This window comes from Blastochloris viridis, from assembly GCF_001402875.1.
GTDB lineage: Bacteria > Pseudomonadota > Alphaproteobacteria > Rhizobiales > Xanthobacteraceae > Blastochloris > Blastochloris viridis.
In genome coordinates, this window is record NZ_CP012946.1 from 685,272 (window position 1) to 706,887 (window position 21,616).

Annotated in this window: 16 protein-coding genes and 1 tRNA gene; 11 read left to right on the forward strand and 6 right to left on the reverse strand. The window is 66.6% G+C overall.

Annotated elements, in window-relative coordinates; all coding sequences use genetic code 11:
* The first annotated feature begins 95 nt into the window (after window positions 1-95).
* On the forward strand, window positions 96-1,553 hold the full coding sequence (locus BVIR_RS03090) for an exonuclease domain-containing protein (RefSeq protein ID WP_055036384.1): 1,458 nt from the start codon (window positions 96-98) through the stop codon (window positions 1,551-1,553).
* 204 nt (window positions 1,554-1,757) lie between these two features.
* Here the strand turns inward: BVIR_RS03090 and BVIR_RS03095 are convergent, their stop codons facing one another.
* A complete protein-coding gene (locus tag BVIR_RS03095; RefSeq protein ID WP_055036385.1) occupies window positions 1,758-2,366 on the reverse strand; it encodes a hypothetical protein in 609 nt (202 codons plus the stop codon).
* 156 nt (window positions 2,367-2,522) lie between these two features.
* Between BVIR_RS03095 and BVIR_RS03100 the strand changes: the two genes are divergently transcribed.
* Window positions 2,523-6,077: a hybrid sensor histidine kinase/response regulator gene (locus BVIR_RS03100; protein WP_055036386.1), complete on the forward strand. Its 3,555-nt coding sequence runs from the start codon at window positions 2,523-2,525 to the stop codon at window positions 6,075-6,077.
* Window positions 6,078-6,340: 263 nt separating this feature from the next.
* Here the strand turns inward: BVIR_RS03100 and BVIR_RS03105 are convergent, their stop codons facing one another.
* Both BVIR_RS03105 and BVIR_RS03110 read right to left on the reverse strand, forming a co-directional pair.
* The gene (locus tag BVIR_RS03105) at window positions 6,341-7,078 is read right to left on the reverse strand and encodes a hypothetical protein (protein ID WP_055036387.1); all 738 of its coding nucleotides are present in this window, start codon (window positions 7,076-7,078) and stop codon (window positions 6,341-6,343) included.
* Window positions 7,079-7,310: 232 nt separating this feature from the next.
* A complete protein-coding gene (locus BVIR_RS03110; protein ID WP_055036388.1) occupies window positions 7,311-7,988 on the reverse strand; it encodes a response regulator transcription factor in 678 nt (225 codons plus the stop codon).
* Between the two features lie 442 nt (window positions 7,989-8,430).
* Between BVIR_RS03110 and BVIR_RS03115 the strand changes: the two genes are divergently transcribed.
* Together BVIR_RS03115 and BVIR_RS03120 are read left to right on the forward strand one after the other, a co-directional pair.
* On the forward strand, window positions 8,431-8,688 hold the full coding sequence (locus BVIR_RS03115) for a DUF4212 domain-containing protein (RefSeq protein ID WP_055036389.1): 258 nt from the start codon (window positions 8,431-8,433) through the stop codon (window positions 8,686-8,688).
* 13 nt (window positions 8,689-8,701) lie between these two features.
* A complete protein-coding gene (locus tag BVIR_RS03120) occupies window positions 8,702-10,687 on the forward strand; it encodes a sodium:solute symporter family protein (RefSeq protein WP_055036390.1) in 1,986 nt (661 codons plus the stop codon).
* Window positions 10,688-10,946: 259 nt separating this feature from the next.
* Here BVIR_RS03120 and rpoH read toward each other — a convergent pair whose 3' ends face one another.
* The gene (gene rpoH / locus BVIR_RS03125; protein WP_055036391.1) at window positions 10,947-11,843 is read right to left on the reverse strand and encodes an RNA polymerase sigma factor RpoH; all 897 of its coding nucleotides are present in this window, start codon (window positions 11,841-11,843) and stop codon (window positions 10,947-10,949) included.
* Window positions 11,844-11,951: 108 nt separating this feature from the next.
* Window positions 11,952-12,983: an RluA family pseudouridine synthase gene (locus BVIR_RS03130; RefSeq protein WP_055036392.1), complete on the reverse strand. Its 1,032-nt coding sequence runs from the start codon at window positions 12,981-12,983 to the stop codon at window positions 11,952-11,954.
* A gap of 40 nt (window positions 12,984-13,023) precedes the next feature.
* On the opposite strand from BVIR_RS03130, the gene BVIR_RS03135 reads away from it, so the two are divergent.
* Complete coding sequence (locus BVIR_RS03135; RefSeq protein ID WP_055036393.1) at window positions 13,024-13,365, forward strand: hypothetical protein; 342 nt, start codon at window positions 13,024-13,026, stop codon at window positions 13,363-13,365.
* A gap of 333 nt (window positions 13,366-13,698) precedes the next feature.
* On the opposite strand, the gene BVIR_RS03140 is transcribed toward BVIR_RS03135, so the two are convergent.
* Window positions 13,699-13,774, reverse strand: a tRNA-Glu gene (locus BVIR_RS03140).
* A 655-nt stretch (window positions 13,775-14,429) separates the two neighbouring features.
* Here BVIR_RS03140 and rfbF point away from each other — a divergent pair.
* The 6 genes from rfbF to BVIR_RS03170 are packed head-to-tail and all read left to right on the forward strand — an operon-like array spanning window position 14,430 to window position 21,605.
* On the forward strand, window positions 14,430-15,200 hold the full coding sequence (gene rfbF / locus BVIR_RS03145) for a glucose-1-phosphate cytidylyltransferase (protein ID WP_055038641.1): 771 nt from the start codon (window positions 14,430-14,432) through the stop codon (window positions 15,198-15,200).
* 16 nt (window positions 15,201-15,216) lie between these two features.
* Window positions 15,217-16,266 carry an NAD-dependent epimerase/dehydratase family protein gene (locus BVIR_RS03150; protein ID WP_055036394.1) on the forward strand — a complete coding sequence of 350 codons (1,050 nt, stop codon included), beginning with the start codon at window positions 15,217-15,219 and terminating at the stop codon, window positions 16,264-16,266.
* Window position 16,267: 1 nt separating this feature from the next.
* Entirely contained in the window at window positions 16,268-16,831 is a 564-nt protein-coding gene (rfbC, locus tag BVIR_RS03155) for a dTDP-4-dehydrorhamnose 3,5-epimerase (protein ID WP_055036395.1), read from the forward strand.
* Complete coding sequence (locus BVIR_RS03160) at window positions 16,831-17,745, forward strand: NAD-dependent epimerase/dehydratase family protein (protein ID WP_055036396.1); 915 nt, start codon at window positions 16,831-16,833, stop codon at window positions 17,743-17,745. Before rfbC ends, BVIR_RS03160 begins: the two co-directional genes overlap by 1 nt.
* Window positions 17,742-19,028 carry an RraA family protein gene (locus tag BVIR_RS03165; protein ID WP_055036397.1) on the forward strand — a complete coding sequence of 429 codons (1,287 nt, stop codon included), beginning with the start codon at window positions 17,742-17,744 and terminating at the stop codon, window positions 19,026-19,028. The genes BVIR_RS03160 and BVIR_RS03165 overlap by 4 nt, the downstream gene beginning before the upstream one ends.
* Before the next feature lie 3 nt (window positions 19,029-19,031).
* Window positions 19,032-21,605 carry a capsular polysaccharide export protein, LipB/KpsS family gene (locus BVIR_RS03170; protein WP_055036398.1) on the forward strand — a complete coding sequence of 858 codons (2,574 nt, stop codon included), beginning with the start codon at window positions 19,032-19,034 and terminating at the stop codon, window positions 21,603-21,605.
* Window positions 21,606-21,616: the final 11 nt, after the last annotated feature.

Below are 21,616 nucleotides of genomic sequence, written 5' to 3' on the forward strand. Positions count from 1 at the left end.
AGCGGTCGACTCGGCTCAATTCGACCTTGTACGATGGTCGCGCGCGCACCTGTTCGGGCCGGGGCGCAGGGTTTCGCGGGCAAAAGGAGCCGGGGATGCAGCCGCGCACGCTGGTACTGGCGGTGGTCGGCGGGCTGAGCGTGGCCGGCGCCGCGGTGGCGACCGCCGCCATCCTCGCCGTCGCCCACGCCGCCGGGGTGCCGCCGGCGCAGGCCGGGCTGCACGTCTCGGTGGTCGCCGGCGGCGGCCTCTTGGCCGGCGCGGCCGGCTGGCTGCTGCTGCGGGCCAAGCTGGTGTTGCCGCTGGAGGCGCTGACGCGCGAGCTGCGGCTGCTCAAGGACAATCCGCAGCCGCGCGCGCTCGACCTTGCCGGCGGGCACGCGCTCGGCACGCTGCCGGCCGATATCGACGGCCTGTTCGGCAAGCTTCAGACCTCGCGCGAGGTCACCGCCGCCGCCATCGCCGCGGCGACGAAGCGGGCCGAGGAGCAGCGCAGCCGGCTGGAGGCGATCCTGGTCGACCTCGCCGAGGGCGTGGTGGTGTGCAACCTCGACCACCGCATCCTGCTCTACAATCAGGCGGCGCGGCGGCTGCTGCACCGCCCGGCCGGGCTCGGGCTCGACCGGCCGCTGTTCGGCGTCCTGGCCGAGGAGCCGATCCGCCAGACCCTTGAGATGCTGCGCCGCTCCGCGTCGGATGCCAGTCCGGTGCTGCGGATCCACCGCTGCGTGGTGCCGACGCTCGACGCCGACATCTGGCTGAAGGCGCGGCTCGGCCTGGTCCACGAGCCTTCCGGCGAGGTGTCGGGCTACGTGCTGACCTTCACCGAGACCGCCGAGGGCACCGCGCCGGCGGCGAGCCCGATCGAGCGGATCGCGCCGCGGCCGGAATTCTACGACTTCGACCTGTTCAAGCCGGCCGGCACCAGCCTCGCCGACACCCCGCTGCGCAAGATGGCGTTCGTGGTGTTCGACACTGAAACCACTGGCCTCGACCCCGACGGCGGCGACGAGCTGCTGTCGATCGGCGCGGTGCGGGTGGTCAATGGCCGCCTGCTCACCGGCGAGACCTTCGAGCAGCTGATCGATCCCGGCCGTACTATTCCGCCGGCCTCGATCAAGTTCCACGGCATCACCGCCGACATGGTGGCGGGCCAGCCCGCCGCGCGCGAGGCGCTGCCGCGCTTCAAGGCGTTCGCCGACGACGCGGTGCTGGTCGCCTACAACATCGCCTTCGACATGGCGTTCTTGACCAAGCGCGAGGCGGAGGCCGGGGTTGCGTTCGACAATCCGGTGCTCGACGCGCTGCTGCTCGCCGCCCACGTTTTTCCCGACCAGCCCGACCATTCGCTGTCGGCGATGGCCCACCGGCTCGGCGTCGACGTCAAGGGCCGCCACACCGCGCTCGGCGACGCCGTCGCCACCGCGCGGCTGTGGGTGAAGCTCCTCAACATGATGGAGATGCGCGGCCTCGCCACCTTCGGCCAGGCGGTCGAGATCTCCCAGCGCATGATGAAGCAGCGCCAAGCCCAGACCCCCGGCGTGGGGTGGTGAGACACTTCAGCTGAGGCGTCATCCCGGCCAAGCGTCGGGATGCGGAGCATCCGGCGCGCGAGCCGGGATCGGTTGCAGGATTTTCTGAAAACGATCCCGGGTCTCGGCTGCGCCTCGCCCGGGACGACGAGGTTGAAAGCGCGTAGGGCGGAATAGCGAAGCGTATTCCGCCTCGGCCGGTGCAATACGCTTTGCTATTGCACCCTACGAAAGCGGCGCCAGCGCCGCCGCCAGTGCCTCAAGGTCGAAGGTGGCGGTGAACTCCTCGTGGAGGGCGATCAGGCCGGTGCGGAGCTGGTTGCGAACGATCAGCGAGTCCTGCTGCTTGATGGTGGGGTGCATCGGCATCAGCGCGAAGATGGTGTCGCCCACCGGCACCGCGATGTCCTTGACCGGCTTGGGCGGATGTAGCCCGGCCGCGACCAGCGATGCGCGCAGCTCCGCCCGCATCGACGCCCATTCGCCCGCGGCGATGGCCGGGAACACCGGGTGGCGGTCGAAGGCGTCGAGCGCGCAGGCCGCCACCGCCTCCGGCAGCGCCGCCGGCGCCGGCGCGTGCGGCCGCAGCGCGCCCTCCGCCAGTTCGCCGACCAGCCGCAGCCCGATCGGGTAGGACCGCCAGCGGGCGATGTCGAGCGCCTCCAGGAAGATCGGCTCCGAGTAGATCTGCTGCCAGTTGGTGCCGGCGCGGGCGCGGGAATAGTCGTGGATGCCCTTCTGTGTGAGATGGGCGGCGCGGCTGTCCAGCCAGTCGGTCAAGGCGGCGCGGCCGGTGGCCTTGGGCTTTTTGCGAAACAGATCCAACAGCGCCATCGCGTCAACCTCCCTCCCGAAGCATGCCCGGCCGCCGGCGGGGCGGGCACTGGACAGGCCGGCGGTGGCGTGGTGACGTTGCCCCGGCCGCCGCCCGGCGTACCGGCGGGGCCGGCGCGGCGGGACGAGCCAGCGCAGAGTGAGGCAGGAGACGCGATGCTGCAAGGTTGGGTCGTCGTCGCGCTGGCGGTTGGCTATATCGGCCTTTTGTTCCTGATCGCCAGCTTCGGCGACCGGCTCAAGGCCCGCGACGTCGAGCGCCGCTCGCGCCGCTTCATCTATCCGCTGTCGCTGGCGGTCTATTGCACCAGCTGGACGTTCTTCGGCTCGGTCGGGCTGTCGTCCCACGCCGGCTTCGATTTTCTCGCCATCTATATCGGGCCGATCATCATGATCGGCTTCGCCTGGCCGCTGCTGATCCGCATCCTCAGGCTGGCCAAGGCGCAGAACATCACCTCGATCGCCGACTTCATCGCCGCCCGCTACGGCAAGAACCAGACCGTGGCGGCGCTGGTGACGGTGGTGGCGGTGATCGCGGTGGTGCCCTACATCGCGCTGCAGCTCAAGGCGGTGTCGTCCTCGCTCGCCACCATACTCAGCTATCTCGGTGTCCACATGCCGGCGAGCGCAGGCTGGTTCGGCGATCTTGCGCTGTTCGTCGCCATCCTGATGGCGCTGTTCGCCACGCTGTTCGGCACCCGCCACACCGACGCCACCGAGCATCAAGAAGGCCTGATGCTGGCGATCGCCACGGAATCAGTGGTCAAGCTGATCGCCTTCCTCGCCGTCGGCATCTTCGTGGTGTTCGTGATGTTCGACGGGCCGAGCGACCTGTTCGGCCGTGCCGCCCAGCACCCCGAGTTGATCGCGCCGCTGCGGGCGGAGAGCTTCGGCGGGCCGTGGGTGACGATGACGCTGCTGTCGTTCTTCGCCATTCTGCTGCTGCCGCGCCAGTTCCACGTCGCGGTGGTGGAGAACAATGGCGAGGACGAGGTGCGCCGCGCGGCGTGGCTGTTCCCGCTCTACCTCGTTCTCATCAACCTGTTCGTGGTGCCGGTGGCGATCGCCGGCCTGATCAGCTTTCCGCCGAACACGCTCGACAGCGACATGTTCGTGCTGGGGCTGCCGCTGTCGGTCGGCTCCGACCTGATGGCGCTGGTCGCGTTCATCGGCGGCCTCTCCGCCGCCACCGCCATGGTGATCGTCGAGAGCGTCGCCATCTCGATCATGGTCTCGAACGGGTTGGTGATGCCGCTGATGCTGCGGCGCCGGCTGAACGCGGAGAACGCCGCCGGCCACGGCCACGGCGCCGCGGTGGCGATGGGCGACGCCGGCGACATGGCGCGGGTGGTGCTCGCGACCCGCCGCATCGCCATCCTGGTGACGCTGGCTTTGGCCTATTTCTATTACCGCACCGCCGGCACCGCGCAGCTGGCGCAGATCGGCCTCTTGGCGTTTGCGGCGGTGGCGCAGTTCGCGCCGGCGTTTTTCGGCGGGCTGTTCTGGCGCGGCGCCAACGCCCGCGGCGCCATCGCCGGGCTGGTGGTCGGCACGCTGGTGTGGGGCTACACGCTGCTGCTGCCGACCTTCGTCGCCGCCGGGCTGGTCGACCCCTCCATTCTCAACGACGGGCCGTTCGGCCTGTTCTTCCTCAAGCCGCAGGGCCTGTTCGGCCTCAACATCGACCCGCTCACCCACGGCGTGCTGTGGTCGCTCGGCGCCAACATCGCCTGCTTCGTGTGCTCGTCGCTGACGCGGTCGGCGCTGCCGATCGAGCAGTTGCAGGCCAACGTGTTCGTCGACGCCGAGGCGGTGGCGATGAGCCACAGTTTTCGGCTGTGGCGCACCTCGCTCACCATCGGCGAATTGATCGCCACAGTGGCGCGCTATCTCGGCGAGGAGCGCGCCCGCCGGTCGTTCGAGAGCTTTGCCGAGACGCGGCGCATCTCGCTCGATCCCCACCGCGAGGCCGACATCCACCTTCTACGCTACGCCGAGTTTCTGCTGTCGTCGGCGATCGGGGCGGCGTCGTCGCGCCTGGTGCTGTCGCTGCTGCTGCGCAAGCGCACGGTGTCGACCAAGGCGGCGCTGAAGCTGCTCGACGATGCCTCCGCCGCCTTCCACTACAATCGCGAGGTGCTGCAGACCGCGCTCGACCACGTCCGCCAGGGCATCGCGGTGTTCGACAAGGATATGCGGCTGATCTGCTGGAACCGGCGGTTCGGCGAGATGCTCGACATTCCGCGCGACGTGATGCGGCTTGGCGTCAGGTTCGACGAGCTGGTGCGGTTCGAGGCCATCGCCAGCGGGCTGACGCCGGCGGAGGTCGAGGCCATCGTCGCCGACCGCATCGAGCGCTACACCGTCAAGCTGGAAACCGTGCAGGAGCGCATGCCTGGCGCCGGCATCGTGATCGAGGCGCGGGCCGCCCGCATGCCGGACGGCGGCGTGGTGATGACGTTCACCGACATCACCGAGAGCGTCAACGCCGCCGAGGCGCTGGAGCGCGCCAACGAGACGCTGGAGCGGCGGGTGCACGAGCGCACCGAGGAGCTGACGCGGCTGAACGTCGAGCTGAAGCGCGCCAAAGCCGTGGCGGAGGAGGCCAATATCTCCAAGACCCGCTTTCTCGCCGCCGCCAGCCACGACGTGCTGCAGCCGCTCAACGCCGCGCGGCTCTACACCTCGGCGCTGGTCGAGCGCACCGCGGGCGAGGGCGAGGAGGGGCGGCTCGTCCGCAATGTCGACGCCTCGCTCGACGCGGTGGAGGAGATCCTCGGCGCCGTGCTCGAAATCTCCCGGCTCGACACCGGCGCGCTCAAGGCGGAGATGGGGGTGTTCCGCCTCAGCGACCTGTTCGAGCAGCTCAAGACCGATTTTGCCCCGCTCGCCGCCGAGAAGGGGCTGAGGCTCACCTTCGTGCCGACCTCGATCGTGGTGCGCTCCGACCGTCGGCTGCTGCGCCGCCTGGTGCAGAACCTGGTCTCCAACGCCATCAAATACACCCCGCGCGGACGGGTGCTGGTCGGGGTGCGTCGCGAGTGGGGCCGGGCCCGCATCGAGGTGCACGATACCGGCCTTGGCATCCCGTCTCAGCAGCAGAAGCTGATCTTCAAGGAGTTCCAGCGGCTGGAGCAGGGGGCAAGGGTGGCGCGCGGGCTCGGCCTCGGCCTTTCGATCGTCGAGCGGCTGGCGCGGGTGCTGCAGCACCGCATCCGACTCGATTCGACGCCGGGCGAGGGCTCGACCTTCGCCGTCGAGCTGCCGCGGGTGTCGGCGCTGCCGGACCTCGCTTTGCCGGCGCCGCCGCTGCCGCCGGTGCATGCGCCGCTGGCGGGCATGTCGGTGCTGGCGGTCGACAACGAGCCGGCCATCCTCGACGGCATGGTGGCGCTGCTTTCCAACTGGGGCTGCAAGGTTGCAACCGCGCTGTCGCTGGACGACGCGCGGGCGGCGCTGCGCGACATGACGCCGGACGTGCTGTTGGTCGACTACCACCTCGACGAGGGCAACGGCCTCGACGCGGTGATGGTGCTGCGCTGGCGGCTCGGCAGCGAGACGCCGGCGGTGCTGATCACTGCCGACCGCTCGCCGGCGCTGCGCGAGGCGGCGCGCGAGAAGACCGTGCAGCTGCTCAACAAGCCGGTGAACCCGGCGGCGCTGCGGGCGCTGCTGGCGCGATGGCGGCTGGCGCAGCGTATGGCGGGGTAGGGGCGCGGCCGTCTCCGCGTGAGTTTGGGCGCGAACCTCACTGGTCGTCCCGGCCGAGCCGCGAGGCGATGCGAGGAAGGGGAGCCATCCTGCGATCGTGCCGTGCCACCCTGTTCGGTTGAAGATAGGTTCCCGTCCCTCGCGTCTCCTCGAGGCGCTCGCCGGGAACGACAGCGGGCCGTTGCGCCCGCCCGGGTGCCAGGGAGCGTGGGCGTGGCAGAACACGCTGGCGCTCGTCCGCCCCACGATCGCTGGGGAAGCCCTCACCGCTTCGATCGTCTTTCATGATATACCATCATTGTCCTTGGTGCGACCTCCTGACATTGCATGACAGTCCGCGGCCGGTTTGCATCGCCTTCGATGCCCTCGATCGTGATAGTCTGGCGACTTTTGCTCCATACAACTTTGCGAGGGACCTCGAAATTCATGGACAGCGTGATCTCATCCTGGTCGGCGTCCGTCACCTCCCCTTCGAACATCCTTCCTTCCCTGCCTCGTTCGAAGAGTGCCTGTTTGGAAGCCGCATCCATCGTGAAGTACATGTACCCGGTATACTCGCACCGGACGGAGACCGGATTCAGGATGGGCTCGCGAACCCGGAAGCTCAGGATGCTTCTCGGTGGGGTGACCGTGCACTGATGGATCAGCTGTGGCCTGAATTGTGCAGAATCAAATCCTGGCCAGAACATCGTATTTTGAATTCGGTCGAAGATCAGATCGATCCTTCCGCGAAAAGCCCGCAGCATGAACTCGATCTTGCCATCAGCTCCATCCCCCATGGAGGTGATTTCTCCTGCGTGCACGCCGATCCCGGAATAGGATTCGATCGATAGCGGCGGCGTTTCAAAGACCACCGCCTTTGCATCGATGTCGAAGGTCGCGAAGTAGGGGACCGACGGGGCACCGCCCTCGCACCGCACCGAGAACACGTCTGCGGCGGCCGCGCCATCCGGCGTCAGCATCAGCAGCAGAATGACGGGAAGGCGGCGGAGCCACGTCATGCCGCGCGCTCCGTGCCGACGCCGAAGGTGGTGTGAAGCCCCATCATGCACCGCAGCCCCAAGGGCCGCTGGCGCACTGCCTGTCAGTTCACCTCGATGGCCCCGCCGCAAAGACTAGTCGCAGCACGTCGGGCTGGCAAAGCTGGATTGCGCGCGCCGCCAATTTCCACGACAGCGTGCGTGCCTTGCAGACGGAAAGGTCCTTCTTGAGTGGGAAAAATCAGGCCGCGCCTCACCCCGGCGCGCTTTGTCCCGCGAGGTTGACCAGCTCGATCTTGGAGGCGGCGATCACCGCCTGGGTGCGGCTCTCGACGCCGAGCTTCTGCAGGATGGCCGAGACGTGGGCCTTCACGGTGGCCTCGGACACCGACAGCTCGTGGGCGATCTGCTTGTTGAGCAGGCCCTCCGACAGCATCATCAGCACCCGCATCTGCTGCGGCGTGAGCGAGGACAGCCGGGCGACCAGGTCGCTGGTGTCCGGGTCGGTGCCGGCGGCGAGATCGACGTCGGGCGGAATCCAGGTGCCGCCCGCCAGCACGGTGCGGATGGCGGTGCGCATGTCCTCGACCGCCAGCGTCTTGGGAATGAAGCCGGAGGCGCCGAACTCGATGCAGCGGCGAATGACGCTGGCGTCCTCGTTGGCGGACACCACCACCACCGGAATCGAGGGATATTGCCCGCGCAGGTACATCAGCCCGGAAAAGCCGCGCGCGCCCGGCATGGTGAGGTCGAGCAGCACCAGATCGATGCCGCTGTTGTCGCGCTCGATCAGCCCCTGAAGTTCATCGAACGCGCCGGCCTCGACGACCACCGCTTGCGGAAACAGCCTGCCGAGAGCCTCCCGCAGAGCCCCTCTGAACAGCGGATGGTCATCGGCAATGACGACCCGATAGCCGCTTGTATCCTCCACGCATTCCCCCGATCACAAACCGCGTCGGTTTGTCACGCCTGACGCCCGCACGGTGTCATTGTCAACCTGTGGGCGGCGCAGCGCAAGCGCGCCGGAGCGTTCATCCCGGTGATGCAAATGCGAGGCGGCTTTGAGACATAGCCGTAACCCCAGCCGGTGGCGCGCGATGTTGCGTCGCAACATTTCCGAAGCGATTTCAAAGGCTTTTGGCCGGAAGCGTCGACGAAAGTAGCATAGGTCAATTTCCACGGCGCTGCTAGCGTTGCAACAAGTCCCCTTTGTAACCAATTCAGCGGGACGGTTTCGGGAGCCACGGTCGCCCGGTCGTCTTTGGGCCGGCGGACCTTCCTGTCGACTTCAACCGGACGCGACTTGAACACCAAGTCATCCTTGCGCCTCAAGTCAACCTTGCGCCCCTGGTCACCAAGGAGGAGCCACGCCGATGTCCAATCCTCACGAGGCCACCCACTGGCCGCGCACGGTCCGCCTGATGTGGACCATGCTCGGACTGTGGGCCTTCTTCTCGTTCTTCATCCACTTCTTCGTCACGTCGTTGAACAAGATCGTGATCTTCGGTTTCCCGCTCGGCTTCTACATGGCTGCGCAGGGGTCGCTGATCGCCTTCGTCGTCATGCTGTTCTGGTTTGCGTCAGCCCAGGACAAGATCGACCGCGAATGCGGCGTCGCTGAAGACGATTGAGAGGAGAACACCCATGGCGACGCAAGCTCAAGGCGGCGGCACCTCCGACTTCACCGCCAATCTCGGCAAGATCTACGCCTTCTATACCGGCGGCTTTCTCACCTTCGTGGTGATTCTCGCCATCCTCGAACAGGCCGGCGTGCCGAACGCCGTGATTGGCTATCTGTTCGTGGCGCTGACCATCGGCGTCTACGCCTTCATCGGCATCATGTCTCGCACCATGCAGGTGTCGGAATATTATGTTGCCGGGCGGCGGGTGCCGGCGCTTTACAACGGCATGGCCACCGGCGCCGACTGGATGAGCGCGGCCTCCTTCATCGGCATGGCCGGCACGCTCTATCTGCTCGGCTATGACGGGCTCGGCTTCGTGCTGGGCTGGACCGGCGGCTATGTGCTGGTGGCGATTCTGGTCGGGCCTTACCTGCGCAAGTTCGGCTGCTACACCGTGCCGGACTTCTTCGCCTTTCGGTTCGGCGGCAACGTGGCCCGGTTCCTGGCCATTATCGTGCTGCTGTCGTGCTCCTTCACCTATGTGGTGGCGCAGATCGTCGGTACCGGCCTGATCGGCGCGCGCCTGCTCAACATGGACTTCACCGTCGCGGTCTATGTCGGCCTCGCCGGCATCTTGGTGTGCTCGATGCTCGGCGGCATGCGCGCGGTGACCTGGACCCAGGTTGCGCAGTACATCGTGCTGATCATCGCCTACCTGCTGCCGGTGGTGATTCTGTCGGCGCAGAAGTTCGGCCTGCCGCTGCCGCAATTCACCTACGGCCAGGTGCTGCAGGCGATCACCGCGCGCGAGCAGGAGATGGTGCAGCAGGGGCTGGCGGTGGCCGGCCAGATCAAGCCGTACATCCAGCCCTTCACCACCTACGATCCGCTCAACTATTTCGGGCTGATCTTGTGCCTGATGGTCGGCACCGCCTCGCTGCCGCACGTGTTGATGCGATACTTCACCACGCCGTCAGTGCGCGAAGCGCGGCTGTCGGTGGCGTGGTCGCTGCTGTTCATCTTCATGCTGTATTTCACGGCGCCGGCCTACGCCGCGTTCGCCAAGCTCGAAGTTTATCAGGAGGTGATCGGGCGGGCGATTACTGACCTGCCGCAGTGGATTTACTCCTACGGCAAGGTTGGCTTGATCAATGTCTGCGGTGCGCAGGCCACCGACGCCGCCGCGGTGGTGGCGGCGTGCCAGAAGATCGCCGGCCACGCCGGTATCCTCCGGTTCGGCGATTTCGCCATCCAGGCCGATGCCATCGTCATCTCGACGCCGGAAATCGCCGGCCTGCCTTACGTTGTCTCCGGCCTGGTCGCGGCCGGCGGCCTTGCTGCGGCGCTGTCGACCGCCGACGGCCTGTTGCTCGCCATCGCCAACGCGCTGTCGCACGACGTCTATTACAAGATGATCGACAAGAATGCGCCGACCGCCCGCCGCCTGACCATCGCCCGCGTGCTGTTGGTTGGTGTCGCGGTGCTGGCGGCCTACACCGCCTCGTTCCGCCCAGCCGACATCGTGGCGATGGTGGCGTGGGCGTTCTCGCTGGCCGCGGCCGGCATCTTCCCGGCCTTGGTGATGGGCATCTGGTGGAAGCGGACCTCGAGCGTGGCGGCACTGGCCGGCATGACGGTCGGCTTCGGCCTGTGCCTCTATTATCTGGTCGGCACCCGCTACTATGCCGGCTCATTCTACGAGACCTGGAGCGTCCTGTCGTCGGCCACCGACGCCCAGGCGGCGCGCTACGCCGAACTGAAGGCGGCCTGGCTGGCCGCGCCCGACAGCGCGGCGGCGTGGAAGGCCTACGACACCTTCGCGCAGGGCATCGCCAATTGGTTCGGGGTGAAGAACATCTCGGCGGGGCTGTTCAGCCTGCCGCTCGGCTTCTTCATCATCTGGTCGGTGTCGCTGATGACGCCGGGGCCGACGGCGGAAATGCGGGCGTTCATCGACGAAATCCGGCGGCCGCGCGGCCGGGCGATCTTCCAGGAGAAGACAAGCTGAGCGCCGATGTTGGTGGCGCCGGAGCGGGGGCCCATGGGCCCCCGCTTTTGTTGCCGACGCCCGGCGCGGGCAACCATGTCCTTGACACGATTGAGATCAAACACGTGGATGGCCAAGCCCGGCCGCCCGGACCTGACGACGCCGGGTCACGTCCAAAGGCCACTGGCATCATCGGCTCGGCGTGGCTCCTTCAAACGCATACGCCCGCCGGCGGACCGGCGGGCGACCAGGGCAGGGGCTTTGAGAACCGGTCAATCAATCAGGCGGTCGGCGCCAGCGTGCGCGGCTGTTCCAGCGCGCGCACCCGCGCCAGCACCGCTTCCTGCACCTTCTCAAACGCGCGGACCTCGATCTGGCGGACGCGCTCGCGGCTGACGCCGAACTCCTCGGCCAGCTCCTCGAGCGTGATCGGGTTCTCGGCCAGGCGGCGCGCCTCGAAGATGCGGCGCTCGCGCGGGTTCAGCACGTCCATCGCGCCTTTCAGCGCGGCGCGGCGGGAGTCGAACTCCTCGCTCTCGACCAGCACGGTTTCCTGGTTGGCGCTTTCGTCGACCAGCCAGTCCTGCCATTCGGAGCCGCCCTCGCCATCGTCGCGCAGCGGCGCGTTGAGCGAGGCGTCGCCGGCGAGGCGGCGGTTCATCTCGACCACCTCGCGCTCCTCGACGCCGAGGCGCTTGGCGATCAGCTTGACCTGGTCGGGCCTGAGGTCGCCGTCCTCGATCGCCGAGATGCGTCCCTTGGCCTTGCGCAGGTTGAAGAACAGCTTCTTCTGCGCCGCGGTGGTGCCCATTTTCACCAACGACCACGAACGCAGGATGTATTCTTGAATCGCCGCCTTGATCCACCACATTGCGTAGGTGGCAAGACGAAAGCCCTTGTCGGGCTCGAAGCGTTTGACCGCCTGCATCAGTCCGACGTTGCCCTCGGACACCACTTCGGAGATCGGCAGGCCATAGCCGCGATATCCCATGGCGATCTTGGCCACCAATCGCAGGTGGCTGGTGACAAGCTTGTGGGCGGCGTCGGTGTCACCATGCTCGCGCCAGGATTTGGCGAGCATGTACTCTTCCTGCGGCTCCAACATCGGGAAGCGGCGGATTTCGTCGAGATAGCGCGACAGGCCGCCTTCGGCAGTGAGAGATGGTATCTGGGCCATCGGAGTGCGCCCTCCTCAGCATTGCGGGCTCCCCGAGCGGGCGAGCCCTCGGGTGGCCGCGTCACGGCGCCGACCACGGTTGGACTCTATCGGCCCCTATAGCGGGGATCAAATTACGCTTTCGTCAGTTTTCGCCAATGCCCGACGCAAACCGGCGAGGTCTTGCGGGAGTTCCGCCGTAAATTCGATAAATTCACCGCTGCTCGGGTGAGCAAAGCCCAAGCAGGTGGCGTGGAGCGCTTGGCGGCGCAGGCTTTCTAGACATGTGCGCGCCTCCGGCGGCAGCAGTCCCGCCTTGGTGCGAAAGCCGGCGCCGTACGTCGCATCGCCCAGCAGCGGGTGGCCGATGTGTGCCATATGGACACGAATCTGATGGGTGCGTCCGGTTTCCAGCCGGCACTCCAACAAGCTCGCCACTGGTCGGCCGTCGGTGCCGGCATAGCTTTCGATCAGCCGCCAGTGCGTCACTGCCCAGCGCCCGTTGGGGCGGACCGCGATCTTCTCGCGGTTCCTCGGGTCGCGGTCGAGCGGAGCGTCGACGCTGCCGGAGGGCAGCGCCGGGCAGCCCCACACGAAGGCGAGGTAGGCGCGGGTGAAGCCGCCGCTGCGGCCGTGGTCGGCGAACTGGGCGGCGAGCCGGCGGTGGGCACGGTCGGTCTTGGCCACCACCAACAGGCCCGAGGTGTCCTTGTCGAGGCGGTGGACGATGCCCGGCCGCGCCACCCCGCCGATGCCGGACAGGCTGGCGCCGCAATGGGCGATCAGGGCGTTGACCAGGGTGCCGGTGGCGTTGCCGGCGGCGGGGTGGACCACCAGCCCGGCCGGCTTGTTGAGCACGATGAGGGCGGCGTCCTCGAACACGATGTCGAGCGGGATGGTCTCCGGCGCCGGAACGGGGTCGGTCGGCGGCGGCACCGCCACCACCACCCGCCCGCCTGAATTGACCCTGACGCTGGGGTCCACTACCAATCGGCCGTCGACCGTCACGGCTTCGGCCAGGATCAGCGCCTTGAGCCGCGAGCGGCTGAAGGCGGGCAGGCGGTCGGCGAGCAGGCGGTCGAGCCGGCTGCCGGCATCGGTATCGGCGATCGTCAGTTCGATCCGCTCCGTTTCGGTCGGCCGGGGCGTCGTCTCGCTCATTGGCTCGGTTTTCCGCTTCTTTTCAATCGGTTCTGGTCTCATGACATCCACGCCCGACCACGAGGTTCCGCTCACTCCGGAGCAGGAGAAGCTGGTGTCGCGGATGCGCCGGCTGTCGCAACTGTCGGCGCTGATCATGGTGCTCGGCGCCGGCGCAGTGTTCAGCGTCATCGGCTATCGCCTTTTCACCGCGCCGAAAAGCACCTCGGCGTATGCCGACGTTACCGCGACGCTGCCGAAAGGCGCCAGGATCGTGTCGACCGCGGTGGCCGAGCAACTTCTGGTGGTAACGGTCGAGATGAACGGCGCGCTGGAGGTGCGGACCTTCGCGCTCGACAGCATGAAGCCAGCCGGCCGGCTGCGCTTCGCCTCGGAGCCGTAATCCCGTTCGGCCGACGCAGCGGCCGCGTCGTCACCGGCTACCGGAAATCCGGTGCTCGACCACTGGGTTTCGGCACCGGTTCGCTCGATCATGACCTGATGGCGGCGGCAGCAGCAGCCGGCCGTTGGTTCCGCTGGCGGATTTTCGTGAAGCCATTGATTTCAGGCAAGAAAATCTGCGAGCCTCAACAGCGCATGCGTCAGCATCCGCGGCCGTTGGGATGAATGGCAGTTCCATACTCTACGTCCGGCATCGTTTGCCCGCGCTTATTGGGCAAACGTCGGCTCGAATGCTGGCATGGGAGGGAAGTGGCCTCTAAGGCCTTGATTTTATTGGCGCTCCCTAGGGGACTCGAACCCCTGTTTTCGCCGTGAGAGGGCGACGTCCTAGACCGCTAGACGAAGGGAGCCGCTCGCGGTTCGGTCGATATAGCTGCGTTGCTGCGAGGCTGCAACACCGTTTCCGCAAACCGGCTTGCGATCCCCACAGGGACATCAAGGCTGCCGCGGGGGGGGGGGGGGGGGGGGGGAACATGCAGCGGCGGCCGCGCCGGCCGCCAATCCCGGCCGGCCAAGTGGAAATCACCCGCGGAGGCGGCAAGGCGCAACGACTCAGGCCTCGCTTTTTTCGGCGGCCGGCGACGAAACTGCGGCCTGATATACTGCGACGCCGACGAAATCCCCTGTGCTGACGATCTGTCGGCGCAAGCACAAGGCGGATTCCTTCGGAGACGCGGTCTATAAATTGCCGCTACGTGACGTCATCGGTTCCACGCTACCCCCGTTGTGGCAATAATCACACATTCGGGACGCGCTGGGCATAATCAAGGGTTGCTTTGGCCCGCTGCGCTGGCGGGACGCCGTGCCATGCACTAGCATTCCGCCAGCGCCGTCGAAGGGGAAAATGGGTGGGTCTGGATGTGGCGAGCCAAGTGGGCCGAGACGGTCTGCTGGGGTCACTAAGTCGTTGGAAAAATTGACCTTCCGGCCTATGATCCCCTGAGGCGGCCCCGCGTGCGGGTGGTGGCACTCGGTATTTTCGACGGCAGCCTTTCGGAGCAAACCATGAAAGCAGTCCTTTTGGCCGGTGGCCTGGGAACCAGGCTTGCGGAGGAAACCAACGTCAGGCCAAAGCCCATGGTTGAAATCGGCGGAAAGCCGATTTTGTGGCATATTATGAAGACGTACACCGCTCACGGCATCACAGACTTCGTGATCTGCCTCGGCTACAAGGGTTATATAATCAAAGAGTATTTTCGGAATTATTTCCTGCACACATCGAATGTCACCTTTGATATTCGTAACAACAAGATGGAAGTTCATCACGCCGAGAGCGAGCCCTGGCGGGTGACGCTGGTCGAAACCGGCGAGGCCACCCAGATCGGCGGCCGCATCAAGCGAATCCTGCCTTATATCGGCGATGACGACGCGTTCTGCCTGACTTATGGCGACGGCCTCGGCGACGTCGATATCGCTGCTTCCATTGCGTACCATCGCAAGGAGGGCCGCCTCGCCACCGTCACCGCGGTGCAGCCGCCCGGCCGGTTCGGTGCGCTCAAGCTCGACGGCAGCCGGGTGACCGGGTTCCAGGAGAAGCCGCTGGGCGATGGCGGCTGGATCAACGGCGGCTTCTTCGTGCTGTCACCCAAGGTCGGCGAGTATATCGAAGGCGATTTGACCGTTTGGGAGCGCGAGCCGATGGAGCGTCTCGCCGACGAGGGACAGCTTTCGGCGTGGTTTCATCATGGCTTCTGGCAGCCGATGGACACGTTGCGCGATCGCAGTTACCTCGAAGGGTTGTGGACGTCCGGCAAGGCGCCCTGGAAGAACTGGTAATAAAAGGCACTATGCCATGCGTGTACTGATCACCGGCAACATGGGCTATGTCGGCCCCGTGCTCGCCCGGTTCCTCAAGGCAAACGACGCCAGCGTCGAAATCATCGGGTTCGATGCCGGCTTCTTCGGCCATTCCCTCACCGGCGCGGAGTCGCTGCCGGAGACGGTGCTGGCCCGGCAGTATTTCGGCGACGTGCGCGAATTTCCCGAAGAGTTGCTGGCCGGCGTCGACGGCGTGGTTCACCTCGCCGCGGTGTCGAACGATCCGATGGGCAAGGAATTCGAGGAGGTCACCGCCGCAATCAACCGCGATGCCAGCGTGCGCATCGCCAAGCTGGCGGCCAAGGCCGGGGTGAAGAACTTCGTGTTCGCCTCGTCGTGCTCGATGTACGGGGCGGCGGACGGCGGGCCGCGCAAGGAAACCGACCCCACCAATCCGCTCACCGCCTATGCCCGCTCCAAGATCGGCACCGAGGAGGACCTTCGCGGAGCCGATCTCGGCGGCATGGTGTTCACCAGCCTGCGCTTCGCCACCGCCTGCGGCATGTCCGACCGGCTGCGGCTCGACCTGGTGCTCAACGATTTCGTCGCCTGCGCGGTGACGTCGGGCGAGATCACGGTGCTGAGCGACGGCACGCCGTGGCGACCGCTGATCGACGTCGAGGACATGGCGCGGGCGATTTCCTGGGCGGTCCGCCGCCCGGCCGGCAATGGCGGGGCGTGGCTCGCCGTCAATGCCGGCCGCAGCGAGAACAATTACCAGGTGCGCGACCTCGCCGAGTCGGTGGCGCGCCACGTGCCCGGGACCAAGGTGTCGATCAACACCGATGCGCCGCCGGACAAGCGCTCCTATCAGGTCGACTTCTCGCTGTTCAAATCGCTGGCGCCGAACAACCTGCCGCAGGTGTCGCTCGACCAGTCGATCCAACGGCTGCTCGCCGGGTTCGCGCGCATGACGTTCGCCGACTCCGATTTCCGCAACTCCCCCTACATGCGCCTCAATACGCTGCGAAGGCACATGGCGGCCGGCAGGCTTGCCAGCGATCTGCGCTGGACGGTGACGTGAGATGAAGTTTTTGCCGACACCCCTGAACGGCGCCTACACCATCGAGCTGGAGAAGCGCGGCGACGACCGCGGCTTCTTCGCCCGCTTCTTCTGCGAAAAGGAGTTCGCGCAGGCCGGGCTCGAGACTCGCTTCGTGCAGATCAACACCTCGCTGTCGGGCAAGAAGGGCACGCTGCGCGGCATGCACTACCAGCTGCCACCGGCGGCGGAGGTGAAGGTGGTGCGCTGCCTGCGCGGCGCGCTCTATGACGTGATCGTCGACCTCAGGGCCGGCTCGCCGAGCTTCGGCAAATGGTTTGGCGCCGAGCTGAGCGCCGAGAACCGCACCATGATGTACGTGCCGCGCGGCTTCGCCCACGGCTTCGTCACCCTCACCGACGACGTCGAGGCGCTCTATCTGGTTTCCGCGTTCTATGCGCCGGAGGCTGAGCGCGGCGCGCGCTGGAACGACCCCGCCATCGGCATCGAATGGCCGGTCGAGCCGGCCGAGCTGTCCGACAAGGACCGCAATTGGCCCGATCTCGACCCGCAGTTCCATGGCTTCGAGCTGATGCGGGGGGCGTGATGCGGGTTCTGCTCACCGGCGCCAGTTCCTTCACCGGATACTGGTTCGCTCGCCTGCTGACGGAGGCGGGCCACCAGGTCGTCGCGCCGCTGCGCAACACGGTGGCGGCGTACGCCGAGGGCGTGCGCGGCGAGCGGGTGCGCCGGCTTGCCGGCTTTGCCGAGATCGTCGAGGATTGCGCGTTCGGCTCGCCCCGCTTCATCGATCTGGCGCGGCGCGGCTTCGAGGTGCTCTGCCATCACGCCGCGCAGGTCGGCGATTATCGCAGCCCGGATTTCGACATCGCCGCGGCGCTCGCCGCCAACACGCTGAACCTGCGGGCGGTGCTGGCGGAGGGCGCGTTCAAGGGCGTGGTGCTCACCGGCAGCGTGTTCGAGAACGGCGAGGGCGCCGGCAACGCGCCGCTGGTGGCGTTCTCGCCCTACGGCCTGTCGAAGGCGCTCACCGCGCAGGTGGTGGAGCATCGCTGCCGCGAGGCCGGGGTCGGCTACGGCAAGTTCGTCATTCCGAACCCGTTCGGGCCGCTGGAGGAGCCGCGCTTCTGCGCCTATCTGGTGCGCACCTGGAGGGCGGGCGAGGTCGCCAAGGTCAACACCCCGGCCTATATCCGCGATAACATCCACGTTCGGCTGCTGGCGCTGGCCTATGTGCGCTACGCCGAGGAGGTGGCGGCCGGCCGGGCCGGCGCCAAGCTCAATCCGTCCGGCTATGTCGAGGCACAGGGCGTGTTCGCCGAGCGCTTCGCCCGCGAGATGCGCGGCCGCCTCGGCCTTGCCTGCGGGCTCGACCTCGCGCGCCAGACCGAGTTTGCCGAGCCGGTGATGCGAATCAACACCGACCCGGCGGCGCTGTACGTCTCGGGCTGGGACGAGCGCGCGGCGTGGGACGAGGTGGCGGAGGGATACCGGGCATGACCACGGTCGCCTTCATGCCCGCCAAGGGAACCAGTGCGCGGATCGAGAACAAGAATCTCCGCATCCTCGACGGCGAGTTGCTGTTCAAGCGCAAGCTGCGGCAACTGCTCGACTGTCCGGGCATCGACCTTGTCTGCCTCGACACCGAGAGCGACGATCTCGCCGCGCTGGCGAGCGAGTTGCCGGTCCGGCGGCTGAAGCGCCCGGTGTCGTTGGCGACCAACGCCGCTGATGGCCACGACATGTTCGCCTGGGAATGCGCGCAGGTCGAGGCGGACATCTACATTCAGTCGTTGTGCACCGCGCCGTTCGTGACCGCGGCGACGGTGTCGCGAGCGCTGTCGGCGCTGAAGCAATCGCCCGAGCACGATTCGCTGGTGGCGGTGTCGCGGGCGAAGCAGTATCTTTGGCGCGACGGCGAACCGGTTTACGGGCGCGGACGCATTCCGAACAGCGTCGACTTGCCCGAGGCCGTCGTCGAGGCGATGTCGCTTTACATCGTGCGGGGCGAGGTGGCGCGCGCCGGCAAGCGGTTCGGAACGAACCCGCTCTTGTTTGCGCTGGATCCGACCGAGCAGATCGACGTCAACTGGCCGGAAGACCTGGTGCTGGCGGAGACCGTCGCCGCCGGCGAGCGGGCGCGCGAGAACCTCGCGCTGACGGCGCTGGCGCCCTATCTCACCTCGTCGCTTCTCTCCGACATCACCCGCGAACTCGGCCTTGCCCAGGCGCTGCCGCGCGAGATCTCCGGGGCGGGCCGCTTTTTCGGCCGCGCCAAGACGCTGCAACTCGACGCGGTGGGCGAAGGCGATTCCTGGCACGGCATCTATGACGCGCTGAAATCCTACGATTTCGTGCGGCCGGGCGACGTCATCACCGTCGAGAACAAGGTGCGCGACCACGCCTATTTCGGCGAACTCAACGCGCAGATCGCCATGCGCTCTGGCGCGGTCGGTGCGGTGATCGACGGTGTCACCCGCGACGTGGAGGCGGTGCGCCGGCTCGGGTTCGCGGTGTTCGCCAGGGGCAACCATTGCCTCGACATCAAGTTCAAGGGCGTGCTGCGCGCGATGAACCTGCCGATTGCCATAGGTGGCGTGGCCATCTGCAACGGCGACTACATTTTCGCCGACGCCGACGGCGTCGTCGTCATTCCCCGCGAGAAGTGGCCGGAGGTCCGGGCGGCGGCGCTGCGCGGCATCGAAAAGGAATGGCGGGTCGGGATGTCGGTCGCGCTGGGACGGCCGGCGATGGAGATTTTCGAGACGGTGGGGGAGTTTTGAGCGATGAACCTCCTGATCTATCTCGAGCCGCTGCATGAGCTGGACAATCCGTTCTGGCACGAGGCCTGGCTCGGGTTCGCCGACCGCATGGCCACCGCGCTCAAGCGGCGCTGGCCGGAGGCGCGCGCCGTGTGCGTCACCAACCGGGCGCTGGCGTATGCGAAGCCGCGGGCGCCGTTCGACATCGTCGTGCTCGACCATACCGAACTGGTGCCGCGATTCGGCGCCACCGCGGCGGCGGTGGCCGCCCATTGGGACAGCGGCGGAGACGACGACAGCAACACGGCGATGGCGGCGCTGCTGCGGGCGCGGCTCGGCGGCTTCGAGCCGGGGGTCTGCGTGTCGTTCTCGCCGGTGCCGTTTCTGCGGACGGCATTTTCCGAGGCGCCGGTGCTGTTCTTTGAGCACGGCATGGTGTCGCGGCCGCCGTTTCCGCTGACCGGCTACCTCGATCCGTTTGACATCGTGCGCGGCTCGGCGCTGGTGCGCCTCAAGGATCGGGTGCGCGGCTTTCAGCCGACGGCGGCGGAAGCCGCCTTCGTCGCCGAGCTGCGCGAGCGCTATTTCGGCCATATCGAGAGCGGCAACCGGCTGGCAGCCACGGTCGCATCCTGGCGGAAGAAATTCCCCCGCCTTATGCTGCTCGCCGGGCAGTTCTCAAACTTCTATGCGTTCGATTGCTACGCCGCCAACAAGACCCCGCTCGACCTCGTGCTCCATGCGTTGGCGGCTGCCGGCCCGTCGGTCGGCGTGATTGTCACCGAGCATCCCAACCATCCGTTTCTCAATGAGCGGATGGTGGAGTGGCTTGCGACCTCTCACCCCAATTTTCTCTGGAGCCCGGATTTCAACGCCACCACCTGGCGGGCGGCGTCGCAGTGGCTGATGGCGCACGTCGACGCCGTGGCGACGGTGTCCTCGAAAGTCGGGCTGGAGACGCTGCTGTGGCGCAAGCCGCTGTTGGTGCTGGGCTCCTCGCACCTCGACACCATCGCCGACGGCCACGATCTGGCGGAGCTCGACGCGGTGTGCGCGCGGCCGTGGCCGGCGTGGAAGGACGCCGTTCTGGCCTGGCACCTGACGCGCTACACCATGCCGTTCGATCTGCTGTTCGAGACCGACCTGTTCTGCGACAGGCTGGAGCTGGCGCTGGCGCAACACCGCTCGAACAACCTGGACGCGGCGTTCGACGTGGCGTTCGTCCCGATCGACGACATCCGCCGTTCATACGATGCGGCGATGACGGCCTACGGTGTCGGCGCGGGCGCCCCGGCGGCGGCCAAGGCGCCCGAGTCCGTACGGCGGACAGCAGACGTGAGCCACTCACCCGGGAGCAATCAGGCCATGGCAGATGCAGCGGAGCAGACGGCCGAGACTCGTCGGCTAAAGGAGGAGGCCGCCAACCTGCAGGCCCAGCTCGACGCACTGCACGCCAGCACCAGTTGGCGGATCACCGCGCCGCTGCGCGCGCTGTCCCGGAGGCTTCGGCTGCGGGATTTAACCGCTGGTGGGACCGGCGATCCAATTCCACAGTCACCGCCTCGTTCGGACTGTTCGACCGGAGCCTCCGAGTGTCGGGAGCATTCCGCAGCGAGCACTCATACCCGTCACACGTCTGCGGACGTTGCCGCGATGGATCAACGTGCCGCCCTGCCGGCCGATTTCGACCGCGCCAGCTATCTCCGCCTGCACCCGGACGTCGCTGCTGCCGGCGATGATCCTGCATCGCATTATTTGACGCACGGGATTCATGAGGGCCGGAACTACAAGGAAAATGCTCCGACGCTCACGCCGGCGCATACCGCGATCGGCGGTCGTTTCGTTCAGACCGCTCCGAGCAGCCAGAACGTCCTGGACCTTTTCCAGGGCGAATGGTCATCGGCGATGCCCGCCTCCTCAGGTCTGAAATCCGAACCCGGATATGCCGCCCTGTTTGAACATGCCCTCATGACCTGGGCCAACGAAGTGTTGGGGCCGTTCGGAGGCAAGACGGTTCTGGAATTGGGACCGCTCGAAGGCGGCCACTCCTACATGCTTCATGGCTTCGGCGCGAAGGTCACGGCCGTGGAGGCAAATGCCGCGGCGTTTTTGCGGTGTCTGTGCGTGAAGGAGATCTTCGACCTCCAAGGCGTGCATTATTTGCTCGGCGACTTCTCTAAATTCCTCGCAGCAGATAACCGGAGATTCGATGCCGTCATCGCATCGGGTGTGCTCTATCATATGACAAACCCGGTTGAGTTGCTTAGGTCAATTGTAAAACGAACGAACCGAGTTTTACTCTGGACACACTATTACGATGAAGATGTTCATTCGAAACGGCCGGATGCGCATTTGTTCCAGCGAGACAAGGAAGTCGACGACTTGCTGGGAGGGTACTGCGGTGCGCGCAGGCTTTATGCCCAGGAGGCTCTCGACTGGACGGGCTTCACCGGCGGCACAAATACCCATGCGATCTGGATGGAGAAAGCAAGCATTCTTAGATTTTTCGCCGACAACGGGTTCAAGACCTCGGTTAATTTCGACCACGCAAATCACCCAAACGGCGCCGCGTTTGCCGTCTGCGCGGTGCGCCCCTAAGCTCGATTTTT

Bases quoted from the DNA above. Each gene is read 5' to 3' on its own strand.
- BVIR_RS03165 (WP_055036397.1), top strand. From the start codon at position 17,742: ATGACCACGGTCGCCTTCATGCCCGCCAAGGGAACCAGTGCGCGGATC.
- BVIR_RS03120 (WP_055036390.1), top strand. From the start codon at position 8,702: ATGGCGACGCAAGCTCAAGGCGGCGGCACCTCCGACTTCACCGCCAAT.
- BVIR_RS03160 (WP_055036396.1), top strand. From the start codon at position 16,831: ATGCGGGTTCTGCTCACCGGCGCCAGTTCCTTCACCGGATACTGGTTC.
- BVIR_RS03100 (WP_055036386.1), top strand. From the start codon at position 2,523: ATGCTGCAAGGTTGGGTCGTCGTCGCGCTGGCGGTTGGCTATATCGGC.
- BVIR_RS03105 (WP_055036387.1), bottom strand. From the start codon at position 7,078: ATGACGTGGCTCCGCCGCCTTCCCGTCATTCTGCTGCTGATGCTGACG.
- rpoH (WP_055036391.1), bottom strand. From the start codon at position 11,843: ATGGCCCAGATACCATCTCTCACTGCCGAAGGCGGCCTGTCGCGCTAT.
- rfbC (WP_055036395.1), top strand. From the start codon at position 16,268: ATGAAGTTTTTGCCGACACCCCTGAACGGCGCCTACACCATCGAGCTG.
- BVIR_RS03170 (WP_055036398.1), top strand. From the start codon at position 19,032: ATGAACCTCCTGATCTATCTCGAGCCGCTGCATGAGCTGGACAATCCG.
- BVIR_RS03130 (WP_055036392.1), bottom strand. From the start codon at position 12,983: ATGAGCGAGACGACGCCCCGGCCGACCGAAACGGAGCGGATCGAACTG.
- BVIR_RS03095 (WP_055036385.1), bottom strand. From the start codon at position 2,366: ATGGCGCTGTTGGATCTGTTTCGCAAAAAGCCCAAGGCCACCGGCCGC.
- BVIR_RS03135 (WP_055036393.1), top strand. From the start codon at position 13,024: ATGACATCCACGCCCGACCACGAGGTTCCGCTCACTCCGGAGCAGGAG.
- BVIR_RS03150 (WP_055036394.1), top strand. From the start codon at position 15,217: ATGCGTGTACTGATCACCGGCAACATGGGCTATGTCGGCCCCGTGCTC.
- BVIR_RS03090 (WP_055036384.1), top strand. From the start codon at position 96: ATGCAGCCGCGCACGCTGGTACTGGCGGTGGTCGGCGGGCTGAGCGTG.
- rfbF (WP_055038641.1), top strand. From the start codon at position 14,430: ATGAAAGCAGTCCTTTTGGCCGGTGGCCTGGGAACCAGGCTTGCGGAG.
- BVIR_RS03115 (WP_055036389.1), top strand. From the start codon at position 8,431: ATGTCCAATCCTCACGAGGCCACCCACTGGCCGCGCACGGTCCGCCTG.